Below are 12,928 nucleotides of genomic sequence, written 5' to 3'. Positions count from 1 at the left end.
CACGCCCTCCGGTCAGCCGTGCCGGCGGAACAGCGACATCACCGACGGGTCGGCGCCGAGGCGGCGGCGGTTGGCGACGACCAGCAGCAGCGTGTAGGGCGCGGAGACCGCGAGGAAGGCGAGGGCGGCGCCGAAGCTGCCGTAGAGGCTGGCGAGCAGCAGCACCAGCGCGATGCGGGCGACGAGATAGACCGCCTGGATCCTGACGTAGGCGAGTTCGTGGCCGGTGAACAGGAGGTTCATGCCGGCGGTGCCGCCGCAGGCGATGACGGCGTAGCTGAGGCCGAGCAGCACCAGCGTGCCGTATTCGTCGCGGTATTCCGGACCGAACAGGCCGAGCAGGAACGGACCGGCGACCGCCACCACCGCCAGCGTCGCCAGCACGAACAGGAGCAGGAGGCGCACGGCCTGCGAGAACATCGCCTGCAGCTTGTCGGTCTCGCCGTCGAAGTAGAACTTCGGCGTGCGCACGAAGGTGTAGGACAAGAGCCCCGTCGACAGCATCGGGAACACCGAGGCGATCCGCTGCACGGCGAAGAAGCCGCCGGCGGTGACCGGGTCGAGCACGAGGCCGATCAGGATCACCTCGGCATATTGACTGGTCGCCTCCATCAGCGTCGGCAGCAGCAGCCGGCCGGTGAGGGCGGCCCAGCGCCGGCCCTCGCGCGCCGGTGCGGCCTTGCGCACGGCGGCGGGATAGCGCCGGTCGAGCGCGAGCCGCTGGCCGAGGATGCTGGCGGCGAAGCCGGCGGCGCCGGTCCAGAAGAACAGCGCCGGCGTCATGGCCTCGCCGGCGACGAGGCACCAGCCGCTGACGGCGAGCAGCAGGAAGCGCCACGGCAGTTCCTGGATGGTGCCGGAGACCAGGACGTCGCGGACGTTGCGCGTCAGGCTGGCGGCGTAGAGGCCGATCGCGCTGGCGAACACGAAGGCCGCGCCGGCCGTCGCGGTGTCGCCGTCGGCGCCGCCGAGGATCTCGAGCCCGATGCCGATGCCCGCGGCGGCGACGAGGGCGCCGGCGATCGAGACGATCCAGCCGTTGCGGACCGCGCCGCGGGCGAGGCCGTGGTCGCCGCGCGCGAGATACTCGAACCACAGGCGGACGATCAGCCCGTCCTGCGACAGGGCGGCGAACACCGCGACGAAGGACAGCGCGTTGAACCAGACCGACAGGCGGCCGAAGTCGTGCGGCGTCATCGTGCGCGAGGCGAGCACGAACACCACCGCCATCGTGCCGGCGGCGACCACCTTCAACAGCACCGAGGCGAGCGGCACGATGGCGGAGCGGACGCGGCCGTAGAGCGCGCGCACGACGCCGGACTGGGTGTGCCGGATGGGATCGATGGCCGTCACGGGTCCGCCTTCGGTCGCGGGCCGGAGCGGCCCTTCGATCCACGTTCTGGACCCACAACATTGCAAAACCCTTGTCTCGACTTCCGAAAGACGGGTTGGGTTGTTTCTCAACCTTTCGAGGCTAGGGTCGCATCCGCAATTTCCCGGTCGGAGGTTCGATGACGGCACTGGCGAGACCGGCGGCGGAGACCGTCGCGGCGCACGACGAAGGGCTCGCCGCCACGGCGGTCGCGGGCGGTCTGCCGATCGCCTTCGAGGGCTGCGCCGGCTTCCTGCACCCCGGCGCGGCACGGCGCGGCGTCGTCATGGTCGCCTCGATCGGCTACGAGGCGCACTGCGTCTCCGAGACGTGGCGCGCGCTCGCCGGCGCCTTTGCAGGCCGCGGCCTGCCGACGTTGCGCTACGACCTGCCGGGCACCTTCGACAGCCTCGGTGATCACCTCGACCCCGGCCACGTGGCGCGCTGGACCGCCTCGGTCGGCGCCGCCGCCGCGGCGTTGCGCCGCCACGCCGGCGTCGACGAGATCGTGCTGGTCGGCTTCGGCGTCGGTGCCGCGCTCGCCGCCGCCGCCGCGCCGGGCATCGCCGGCGTCTCGGCGATGGTGCTGCTCGCGCCGGTGCTGTCCGGCCGCGAATACGCCCGCGAGATGACGGTGTGGTCGCGCCTGATCGACGACTATCTCGGCCACTATCCCGAGGACGTCCCCGACGGCGGCCTCTCGGTCGCCGGCTTCCGCTTCACCGCCGAGACGCTGCAGGGCCTCAAGGCGCTGAAGCCCGCGCCGTTCCCGGGCGTCGCCCGCGTCCTCGCCTACGACAAGCCCGGCCGCGACAGCGGCGCGGCGATCCGCGCGATCGTCGGCGAGGCCGCCGTGGTGGAATGCCGTCCCTTCTCCGACTACGGCCGGCTGACCTTCGATCCGACCGCGGCGCGGCCGCCCGCGGATCTCCTCGCCGACCTTTCCGCCTTCGCCGCCGACGGGCTCGCCGCGCCGGCGCGCCGTGCCGTGCCGACGGCGCCGCCCGCCGCCGAACTGCGTGGCGACGGCTTCCGCGAACGCGCCTTCCGCTTCGGGCCCGACGGCCGGCTGTTCGGCGTCGAGACCCGGCCGGCCGAGGGCCGCCCGCGCGCCGCGGTGATCCTGCTCAACACCGGCCGCAGCCGCCACACCGGCTGGGCCCGCGCCGCCGTCGAGCAGGGGCGGATGCTCGCCCGCGCCGGCGTCGCGGTGCTGCGCTTCGACGTCTCCTCGGTCGGCGACTCGCTCTCGCTCGACGACCGCGAGGTGCTCTACGCCGACCACGTCGACGCCGACGTCACGGCCGCGATCGACGTCGCGGCGGCCGAGGGCGTGCCGGTGGTGCTCGCCGGCGGCTGCAGCGGCGCCTTCCTCGCCTTCCGCGCCGCCGCGCAGGACCCGCGCGTCCGCGGCGTCGTGCTGGTCAACCCGCAGCGCTTCGTCTGGGACCCGCGCGAGCGCCTCGACGTGCTGATCGCCGCGGGCACCCGCACCGTGTCGGCGCAGGCCGGGCAGGCGCTCAGCCTCCGGCAGTGGCGCCGGCTCGTCTCCGGCGAGATCCGGGTCGGCCGCATCGCCGCCGGCGTCGCCCGCCAACTCGCCGGCCTCGCCGAGGCGGCGCTGGTGCGGCGCGGCCTGCCGGTGTCGGGGCTCGCCCCGGTCCGCGCCGAGATCGTCCGCCGCTTCCGCGTCCTCGCCGAGCGCGGCGTGCCGGTGCGCCTGATCTACGGGGCCGACGACAAGGGGCTCGAGGAACTCGCCCGCCATTTCGGGCGGCACGGCCTCGTCGCCTATCCGAACGCCGCCGTCTCGGTGATCGCCACCACCGACCACAACCTCACCCCGGTCGCGGCGCGCTCGGTCATGCTGGGCGCGGTCGAGGACGTGGTCGAGATTGTCGCGGGGAGGGCGTCGCCGTGAGCGCGATCGGTCGTGTCGAGGCGCTCGCGCCGGTCCGGACCGCGGCGCCGGCCGCGCCCGTGCGCGTGCTCATGGTGCAGACCCAGGCAGAGAACGCCGGGGCGCAGGAGATTTCGCGCCTGCTCGGCCGCGAGCTCGAAAGGCGCGGCCACGAGGTCCACCACCTGTTCTTCTACCGCCGCACCGCCGGCGCCGACCGGCTGCCCCACGTCGTGCACTGCATGACCGAGCGCCCGTCCGGCATCGGCGGCCTGATCCGGCTGTCGGTCCGCGTCGCCGGGGCGGTGCGCCGGATCCGGCCGGACGTGGTGCTGACCTTCCAGCACTACGGCAACATCGTCGGCGCGCCGCTGGTGCGCCTCGTGAGTTCGGCGCCGATCATCGCCAACCAGGTTTCGGCCGAGGGCGTCACCAACCGTGCGATCCGCGCCGCCGACCGTCTGTTCGGCAGCTTAGGCCTGTTCCGCAGCGTCACCGTCAACTCCGACGACACCGCGCGCGCCTTCGCGGGCCACCCCGCCGCCTATCGCGCCCGCATCGTCCAGGTGCCGCACGGCTTCGAGGACAAGACGACAGACGTCGACCGCGCCACCGCCCGCGCCGGCTTCGGCCTGCCGGTGGATACGCCGGTGATCGGCTGCGCCGCTCGGCTGCACCCGATGAAGCGGCTCGACGACGCGATCCGCCTGCTGCCCGGCCGCCCCGGCTGGACGCTGGCCCTCGCCGGCCAGGGCGCGGACCACGACCGCCTCGCCGCCCTCGCCGCCGAGCAGGGCGTCGCCGACCGGGTCCGCTTCCTCGGCGAACTCGACCCCGAGACCCTCGGCCGTTTCCTCGCCGCCCTCGACGTCTTCGTTTTCCCCTCGGCGGCCGAGACCTTCGGGCTCGCCGCGGTCGAGGCGGCCCAGGCCGGCGTGCCGGTGGTCGCCAACCGGCTCGACGTGCTCCGCGAAGTGCTCGCCGGCGACGATGGTCCCGCCGCGGTCTTCGTCGACACCACCGACACCGATGCCTTCGCCCGCGCCGTCGACGGCGTGCTCGCCGACGCGGCGCTGCGCGGCCGTCTGGTCGCCGCCGGGCGCCGGCTCGCCGAGCGCTACTCGCTCGGCGCCATGGTCGACGCCTACGAGCGGCTGATCGACGAGGCCCTCGGGCGGGCGGGCTGACCCATGCGCATCGCGCTCAGGATCGAGGCCGACCGCGTCCGGCGCTGGCACCTGCGCCTCGCCGATCGGCTGGGGGTGCCCGGCGTCGACGTCGCGGTCGTGGCAGCGCCGCCGGTGCCGCCGCCGGTGGGGCTGGACGGCCTGTTCGTGATGGAGCGCCGGCTGCTGCGCGGCGGCCGACCCGGCGGCGGCGACGTCGCGGACGCCTCGGCCGTCGCCGCGCGCCTCGTTCCCGGCGGCACGTTCGACATGGTGGTCGACCTCTCCGCCCGTCCCGCGCTCGCCCCCGGCGCCTCGACGCTGGTGGTGCGCTATGACGGCGGCTTCGGCGACGATGCCGCGCTCGCGGCTCTCCTCGCCGGCGCGGTGCCGGTGGTCGAGATCGCCGAGGCGGCGAGCGGCGTGGTGCTGGAACGGCTGCATGCCTCCACCGAGATGGCCGTCGGCGTCTCCGGTGCACTCGACGCCGTCGGCGCCCGGATCACGACGGCGCTGGTGGCGCTGACCGCGGCATGGCGGAGCGGCCGCGCGCGACCCGAGCCGCCGGCGATCCCCGCCGCGCCGCGCGGCGCGCCGCGACCGCCCGGGCGGATCCTCGCCCGCGAACTCGCGTCGACAGCGACGCGCGCTGTCTACCGCCTGCTCTGCGAGGCGCCGCACTGGCGCGTCGGCTGGCGCCATGTCGACGGCAACGGCGTCCTCGCGCGCGGCGATCTCTCCGGTCCCGGCTGGTCGGTGCTGCCCGACCCCGGCGGCCACTTCTACGCCGACCCCTTCCCGGCATTCGAAGGCGGGCAGGGCGCGATCTTCTTCGAGGACCTCGACCACCGCACCGGCAAGGGCGTCGTCTCGGTGGTCCGGATGGGCGAGCGCGGGCCGGTCTCGGTGGCCGAGACGGTGCTCGAGCAGCCGACGCACCTCTCCTATCCGTTCCTGTTGCACTGGGACGGCGCGCTGCACATGGTGCCGGAGAGCTCCGCCGCCGGCGACGTCGCGCTCTGGCGCTGCACCCGCTTCCCCGACCGTTGGGAGCGCGTCGCCACGCTGATCTCCGGCGCCGCGCTCGCCGACGCCACCCTGTTCGAGCACGCCGGCCGTTGGTGGATGACCTCGGTCGCCTTCGACGGGGAGGGCGGCTATTCCGACACGCTGGTGATCCACCACGCCCCTTCGCCACTCGGGCCGTGGCGCCCGATCGAGGCCGAACCGGTGCTGATCGATCGCGCCACCGCCCGGCCCGCCGGCGCGGTGGTCCGCGTCGGCGACCGGCTGTTCCGCCCGGTCCAGGATTGCAGCCTCGGCTACGGCAAGGCGCTGGCGATCACCGAGATCACCCGGCTCGACGAGGGCGGCTTCGCCCAGACGGTCGTGTCGCGCATCGCGCCCGGCGGACGCTGGCCCGGCCACAAGCTGCACACGCTGAACCGGCTCGGCCGCCTCGAGGTGATCGACGGATCGGTACCGCGCCCGCGCGGCGCACCGTTCCGCGCCCTCGCCGAACGGCGGTGGCGGCCGCCGGCATGATCGGCCGAAGTGATGATGCGATCGTCAAAAGCATCAGGAGCACTCGGTAACCAGATCTAGAGACTTGTATCTGTTTACCATCTTCTCGGCTTTACCCGAAACGGCGCGGCGACCTAGGATCCGGTCGCAGTCGAAACTGGCGAGCCCCGTCGCGGGCCGCCGCGGAGCGGATCGATGCCCGAGCGTCACACCCTCGAACTGACCGGCCGTGCATCATCGGCGACCGTTCGTCCGCGCGCCTTGCGCGGCCGAACGGCGGGTCGTCACGCGCCGGTCCGGATCGGGGGATTGCCGATCACCGCGGCGACGCTCGCCGAGGCCGCCGACCACATGGTCGAGGCCGCCCTCGCCGCCCGCAGGCGTCCGGGCCGTCCGCTCTACGTCACGTCGGCGAACGGGCAGGTGATCGCGCTCTGCCACCAGGACCGGGCCGTGCGCGACCTCTTCCTCGCCGCCGACGTCATCCACGCCGACGGCCAGCCGATGGTGTTCGCCTCGAAGATCCTGTGCGCGCGCCCGCTGCCGGAGCGGGTCGCGACCACCGACCTCGTCCACGACGTGATGCGGCGCTCCGGCGCCGCGGGCCTGCGCCACTTCCTGCTGGGGGCCCGTCCGGAGGTCAACGAGCGCGCCGTCGAGCACCTGCGCCACGCCTATCCCGACGTCCCCGAGATCGCCGGCCACCACGGTTACTTCCGCCCCGCCGAGGAGGACGCCGTCCTCGACGCGATCGAGCGCTTCCGGCCCGACGTGCTGTGGGTCGCCCTCGGCGTGCCGCTGGAGCAGCGCTTCGTGATGCGCAACCGCGAACGCCTCGCCTCGGTCGGCGTGATCAAGACCAGCGGCGGCCTGTTCGATTTCCTCTCCCACGCCAAGAGCCGCGCGCCGCGCTTCGTCCAGGACGTCGGGCTGGAGTGGGCGTGGCGGCTGGCGCAGGAGCCGCGCCGGCTCGGCTGGCGCTACCTGACCACCAACCCGCTCGCGGCCTGGCTGCTGCTGTCGCGCTCGGGCGACTGATGCGCCGCGCGCCGGTCGCCGCCGCCGTCCTCGCGCTTGCGCTCGCGTCGAGCGGAGCGGCATCGGCCGCCTCCGATTGCCCGCCCGGCCTGCCGGCGCTCGCCCGCGGCATATCCGTGCCCGGCGTCGACGGGTCCGGCTCTTGGCGCAGCGCGCCGGCCGGCGCGATCGACGACCTCGTCCGCCGCGGCCTCGGCCACGTCCGCCTGCCGTTGAAGGCGGAGGCGTTCATGACGGCCTTCGCCTCGCCCGCCGAGATCGCAGCGGCGCTCGCCGACACACGCGCCGCACTCGACCACTATCTCGGCCTCGGTCTTGCCGTGGTGCTCGACCTCCACGGCGGCGGCGCGCTCGCCGGGCGCTTTTCCGACGACCGCGTCGCCGCGTTCGATTCGGTCGGCGAGGCCTGGCTCGCGCTGGCGCCGGTGGTCAACGCGGCGGCGCGCGGCCGGGTCTTCGCCGAGGTCCTCAACGAGCCACCGGTCGCCGACGACTTCTGGCTGAAGATGACCGCCCGGCTGGTGCCGGTGCTGCGCAAGGCGATGCCGGACGTGCCGTTCGTGCTCTCCACCGGCGGGCCGCAGCGCTGGGACGCGCTGCTCGGCGCCGCGCCGGCGAGCACCGATCCGGGCGTGATCTACGCCGTGCACTACTACGATCCGATGGTCTTCACCCACCAGGGGGCCGCGGCCTTCATGGCCGGGCCGATCGGGCGGCTCTCGGGCATCCCGTTTCCGCTGACCGGGCGCGACCCCGCCGTGACCGGCCTCGAGCAACGCCTGCGCGCCGCCGGCGACGGCGAGGCCGCCGACTATCTCGCCGCCGGCCGCGATTTCGCCTTCGGCGCCGACACCATCCGTGCCGATCTCGACCGGGTCGGCGCGTGGTCGCGCCGGACCGGGGTGCCCGTGGTGATCGGCGAGTTCGGCGTCCTCGCCGACGCCGCGCCGCCCGCCGACCGCGCGGCCTGGATCGGGACGGTGGCGCGCGCCGCCGAGGCGGCCTGCCTCGGCTGGACCCACTGGGAACTCACCGCCGGCTTCGGCCTCGTCGACCCCGCCACCGGATCGCTCGACCCGACGCTCGTCGAGGCGCTGCTGCCGGCGGCGCGGTAGTGCGGAGATTCTGCCGAAAAACGTGATCTATCAATAAATTAAACGCGACTCTTCAGAAGGTCTCCGAGACCAGTCGGCTCCAGCCCTCGCCGGCGAGGCCGCCCATGTAGATGTCGTTGCGCCGGGCCGCGTCGACCACGGCGGCGTGCTTCGACAGCACGTAGGAATAGGCGTTGTGGCGGAACAGCATGCCGGGGATCCGACACATCGCCTCGAGTTGGATCGGCTGGGCCGTGCCGCGGGCGGCGACGTTGCCCTCGGCGTCCATCAGGGCGAGCAGCGCTCCGATCACCTCGACCTCGCGGTTCTTGCGGGCGAGGATGTTGAGCACGTTGGCGATCATGCCGGGGCCGCCGAGATAGGCGGCGAGGCCGATCACCGTGCCGCGGCCGTCGGTGACCTTGCGCAGCACGAGCGGCCCGTTGCGGGTCCGCTCGGCGGCGCGGTCGATCAGCCAGTTCAGTTCGGCCGGTTCCCACAGCGGGCGCAGCCCGTAGTGCGCGACCATCTGCGGAGCGAGGGCGACGAACTCGTCCCGCTCGACCGGGCCGGCGACGACGCCCTCGCGCGGCGGGTCGAGCCGCTTGAACACGCGCGTCGCCACGAGGTCGCCGAGCTTGGCGAGCGGCATCGCCGGAATGCGCGCGTAGACGCCGCCGCGGCGCTGCATAAGGCGCACCACCGCGCCGCACGGGCGGAACACCCGGGTCCACTCCAGGCTCTGGATCGGCAGGATCACCGCGCCCATCGCCTTGACCATGTCGGCGCTGACGGGCCGCGCGGTCTCGGAGAAGGCGAGGTCCTGGTTGCGGGCGCGCAGCGTCAGCGCCAGATCGGTCGCGCCCTTCCGGCCCTTGGTGTCGTCGGCCATGTAGTTGGCGAGTTCGCGGCCGGTCAGCACCATGTCGCCGCAGACGAAGCGGATCGGCGTGATGGTGATCGCACCGTCGACGACGCCCTCGGCATCCTCGTGGACGATGCTGCCGACGTCCTCGCCGTAGGCAGGCGCGCCGAAACAGACGAGACGGAAATAGTCTGACAACGCGCGGGACGGCGGCGCCTCGGACTGTCGGAACACCTGCATGAACAGCTTTCCGACGGCTTCGACGTCGTCGGGCCGCATCGGCCGGATCCGCCCGTTCGCGCTCATGTGCCCTTTCCCCGTGTCGCCGGCATAGTGCGACGCGGCCATGATCAAATGGTGAAGACCACCATCGCGGGCGTGCGCGGATCGGGCAGCAAACGACCGGCGGCGGTGCGGAGGTCGGCGGCGGGCAGGGCGTTCCAGGGCAGCACCAGCACCGCGGCGGCGGGGACGACGCCGGCGGCGGCCGCCTGTTCGGCGGCCCGTCCGCCCTCGGCGGTGACGAGGTCGACCGACGGCGGCAGCGGCGCCGGCGACTGCGGTTCGGGCTGGCCGGCCCGGCGCCAGCCGCGGCGCGGCTGCTCGCGGACGGGGGAGGGCGGCGGCGCGGCGGTCGCGGGCCGTATCGGTGCAGCGACGCCGGCGCCGGTGAGCAGCGCCGCGAGGCGGCGGGCGATCGCGCCGGCCGAGCGGGCGGTACCGGTGTCGGCGACCAGCACTCGCGCACCGGGCACGGCGTGGCCGACCCGGGCGACGAGGTCGGCGGCGACGTCGATGGCGGGCAGGCCGAGCAGGCGGCGCACGACGCCGGCCGGCACGAGGCGGCCGCGCGGCACCACGGCGACCACCGGCAGGCCGAGCAGCGTCTCGACCTCGGCGGCCGAGCGCACGCCGCGGCGCGCCAGCGACAGCCCGAGCGCGGCGAAGAAGCCGAGCGGAAGCGACAGCACCGCGGCGATCGGAACGACGAAACCGAGCGTCCGCTTGGTCGGCCGCAGCGGCGGTTGCGCCGGCGAGGACACGGTCATCTCGAGCTCCGGCGAAACGCCGGAGGCGAGGGCCTTCTGGTAGCGCGCCAGCGCCGCCTCGTAGGCGTCGCTGTCGGCCTTGGCCTTGAGCTCGAGGGCCGTCAGGTCGGCCGAGGCCGTACCGACCGCCGCGACGGACACCTTGGCCGCGGCGAGGTCGGCGGCGAGCGCCTCGTGGCGGCGGCGGGCGACGTCGTAGTCGGCCTGGGCGACGGCACGCAGGCGCGCGCCCTCGCCGGCGAGCTGCTGGCCGGTTTCGGCGAGGCGGTCCTGCAGGCGGCGGATCTGCGGATGGCGGTCGCCGTAGATGCCCTCCATCTCCGCGATCTGCTGGCGGAGGTCGGATTGGCGGGCGCGCAGCGTGGTCAGGAGCGGCGAACCGACCGCGTCGAGCGCGCCGCCGGCGGCGCCGGAGCCGCGGGCGATCTCGTCGAGACGGGAGCGGGCGGCCTGCATGGCGCCGGCGGCGTCGGCGACCTGCCGCGACAGGTCGGAATAGCTGCGCTCGGCGGTGTTGGCGTCGCGGCCGGCGTCGACGAGGCCCATGCGGGCGCGATAGTCGGCGGCGGCCTTGCCCGAGGCGGCGACGGCGGCGCGCAGCTCGTCGACCTGATCGGCGAGGCGTTTCGCCGCCGCGTCGGCGAGCGCGCCGCGCTCGGTGCGGACGTGGTCGACCAGGGCTTCGGCGACGGCGTTGGCGAGCGCGGCGGCACGCGCGGCCTCGCGCGACTTCACCGCGACCTCGAACACGTAGGTCGTGCCGAGCCGCTCGATGGTGAGCCGGCTACGGAGTTTCTCTACGACGGCTATCTCGCCCGCCGACGACGCGAACTCCGGATCGTCGGCGAGCTTCTGGCCGCGGACGACGCCGATCAGGAAGCCGTCGGTCGTGGCGACCTCGACGAGGCTCTCGAGCGCCGCCGAGTCGCGGGCGATGTTGGGCGTCGCCTCCTCGGTCGCCGAGCCGATCCGAGGATCGGCGACGACCACGGCCTTGGCGGCGTAGCGGGTGGGGATCGCGACGTAGACGGCGAGGAGCAGGGCGAAGGCGCAGGCCGCGGCGAGCGCGGCGCGCGGCAGGCAGGTCAGCGCGTGCAGTGCGATCTCGCGCGGATCGATCTGGAACAACGGCCGCGCGGCCGCTCCGGGAGCGCTGGCGACCTCGTTGCGCGGTGCTTCCCAGTCCATGTCCCCGCCTTGACCCGCGTGCCCCGCACCGCGGCGCGCCGGATTCTCCCGACGCCACCGCACGATGTGAACCGTGGCGGAGCATGGTTAACCGGTGGTTACCGATTGCCGGCGCATGGTGTCGGCGGGGTGCGGCGCGGCCGCGCGAATCCCGGGAAGGGCGGGGGAATGGTCCAGGTTCTGCCGGTCGCCACGAGCTGGTTCTTTGGCCTCGCGGTCGTGGTCTTCCCGCTGCTGCTCGCGATCGCCGACAAGGCGTCCGCGGTGGTGGCGGCGGCGCTGCTCGGCGGCGTGGTCGCGACGGTGCTGCGCGACCGCGCGCTCGGCATCGTGCTGATCGCGACCGTGTTCCAGAACCTGATCGTGTCGCTGGCCTCGCCCTACGTCGACTTCGCCGACTTCAACTTCGTGCGCGCCTTCTCCTTCCTCGACATGGTCGTCGTCTGGGTCGTCGTCTACCTCGGCTTCCTCGCCGCCCCCGGTCTGGTGCCGGCGCCGGTCCGGCGGATGATGGTGGAGAGCACCGTGGTGCTCGCCGTCGTCTTCCTGTTCATGGTCTACGGGGTGCCGAAGGCCGGCGGCAACGCCATCGTCTACACCCGCAACATCGCGACCCCGATTCTCCTGTTCCAGATCGCGCTGCTGACCTCGGTACGCCACCGGCTCGGCCTAGGGCCGGTGCTGGTGACGATGGCGGTGGCGATCGTCTTCGTCGGCGGGTTCGAGTGGCTCGCCCGCGACGAGTTCCTCGCCGCCACCAACGGCGACACCTTCTGGCGCCTCAACCTCGAGCCGCTCCGGACCAAGGGCATCCTCGAGACCCAGTTCCGCCTGACCGGCATCTCGATCAACCACCCGACCGACTTCTTCAAGGTCGTGCTGTTCAACACCGCGCTGCTCGCCGACCTCGACCTCACGGTGCTGCGTCTCTACGGCCCCAACGGCCACCCGATCAGCTACGGCTACCTGCTCGCCTTCCTGATGCTCTACCTCGGCGCCTCCCGGCGGTTCATCCTGGCGACGCTGCTCGCGCCGCTCCTGATCTTCGCCAGCGCCAAGGGCGCGGTGATCGTGATCCTGGTGGTGGTCGCCGCCTTCGTCCTCAGGGCGCTGTTCGGCGAGCGGCTGGCGATCGTCGGGCTCGCCGGCCTGTTCGCGCTCTACATCGCCTTCACGATCGTCAGTGGCCTGCGCGGTGGCGACTACCACGTGCTCGGCCTGATGGGCGGGCTCTACGGCTTCGCCGGCAACCCGATCGGCCATGGCATCGGCGTCGGCGGCAACCTCGAAGGCACCCTCAGCGCCGACCAATGGAGCGCCGCCCAGGCGAGCGGGCGCACCGCCACCGCGGTCGAGAGCGCGGTCGGCGTGCTGCTCTACCAGATGGGCCTCGCCGCCTTCGTCGTGCTCGGCTTCTACTGGCGCCTCGTCAAGCGGCTGTGGCGGCTGCACGCCCACACCGGCATCCCGCACCACCTCGTCGCCGCGGTCGGTACGCTGGCGATCCTCGTCAACGGCATCTTCCAGGAGGAGGCGCTGTTCGCCCCGCTCGCCATGGGCCTGATGCTCGCCTTCGCCGGCACGGCGCTCGGATCGGCGCACCGGGTCGCGGCCGAGCTCGCGCCCGAGCCAGCGGCGGCGCCGGACCACCCGCCCCGCGCGGTGCCGGCCTGACCGCCCGGCTTCACCGGCAGTTCATTTGCAAAGCGGCACCGTGGCCACCACCTTCGCG

At 73.7% G+C, this 12,928-nt stretch carries 9 protein-coding genes; 6 read left to right on the top strand and 3 right to left on the bottom strand.

Annotated elements, in window-relative coordinates; all coding sequences use genetic code 11:
• Positions 1-12 precede the first annotated feature (12 nt).
• Positions 13-1,353: a lipopolysaccharide biosynthesis protein gene (locus tag EDD54_RS04230; protein ID WP_126536283.1), complete on the bottom strand. Its 1,341-nt coding sequence runs from the start codon at positions 1,351-1,353 to the stop codon at positions 13-15.
• Between the two features lie 158 nt (positions 1,354-1,511).
• Here EDD54_RS04230 and EDD54_RS04225 point away from each other — a divergent pair, with 158 nt between their 5' ends.
• From EDD54_RS04225 to EDD54_RS04200, 5 genes are all read left to right on the top strand, one after another.
• A complete protein-coding gene (locus EDD54_RS04225) occupies positions 1,512-3,293 on the top strand; it encodes an alpha/beta fold hydrolase (RefSeq protein ID WP_126536285.1) in 1,782 nt (593 codons plus the stop codon).
• A complete protein-coding gene (locus EDD54_RS04220) occupies positions 3,290-4,459 on the top strand; it encodes a glycosyltransferase family 4 protein (RefSeq protein WP_245515629.1) in 1,170 nt (389 codons plus the stop codon). Before EDD54_RS04225 ends, EDD54_RS04220 begins: the two co-directional genes overlap by 4 nt.
• 3 nt (positions 4,460-4,462) lie before the next feature.
• Positions 4,463-5,983: a glucosamine inositolphosphorylceramide transferase family protein gene (locus EDD54_RS04215; RefSeq protein WP_126536287.1), complete on the top strand. Its 1,521-nt coding sequence runs from the start codon at positions 4,463-4,465 to the stop codon at positions 5,981-5,983.
• Positions 5,984-6,271: 288 nt separating this feature from the next.
• On the top strand, positions 6,272-7,000 hold the full coding sequence (locus EDD54_RS04210; RefSeq protein ID WP_245515628.1) for a WecB/TagA/CpsF family glycosyltransferase: 729 nt from the start codon (positions 6,272-6,274) through the stop codon (positions 6,998-7,000).
• Positions 7,000-8,115, top strand: coding sequence for a glycoside hydrolase family 5 protein (locus EDD54_RS04200; RefSeq protein ID WP_126536291.1), 1,116 nt, complete (start codon positions 7,000-7,002; stop codon positions 8,113-8,115). The genes EDD54_RS04210 and EDD54_RS04200 overlap by 1 nt, the downstream gene beginning before the upstream one ends.
• 52 nt (positions 8,116-8,167) lie before the next feature.
• Here EDD54_RS04200 and EDD54_RS04195 read toward each other — a convergent pair whose 3' ends face one another.
• Positions 8,168-9,265: a GNAT family N-acetyltransferase gene (locus tag EDD54_RS04195; protein WP_126536293.1), complete on the bottom strand. Its 1,098-nt coding sequence runs from the start codon at positions 9,263-9,265 to the stop codon at positions 8,168-8,170.
• A 44-nt stretch (positions 9,266-9,309) separates the two neighbouring features.
• Entirely contained in the window at positions 9,310-11,196 is a 1,887-nt protein-coding gene (locus EDD54_RS04190; protein ID WP_126536295.1) for a GumC family protein, read from the bottom strand.
• Between the two features lie 168 nt (positions 11,197-11,364).
• Here EDD54_RS04190 and EDD54_RS04185 point away from each other — a divergent pair, with 168 nt between their 5' ends.
• A complete protein-coding gene (locus tag EDD54_RS04185) occupies positions 11,365-12,870 on the top strand; it encodes a hypothetical protein (protein ID WP_126536297.1) in 1,506 nt (501 codons plus the stop codon).
• Positions 12,871-12,928 lie beyond the last annotated feature (58 nt).

This window comes from Oharaeibacter diazotrophicus (assembly GCF_004362745.1).
In the GTDB taxonomy this organism is placed as follows: Bacteria; Pseudomonadota; Alphaproteobacteria; order Rhizobiales; family Pleomorphomonadaceae; genus Oharaeibacter; species Oharaeibacter diazotrophicus.
This window is presented reverse-complemented; position numbering and strand designations above follow the sequence as displayed.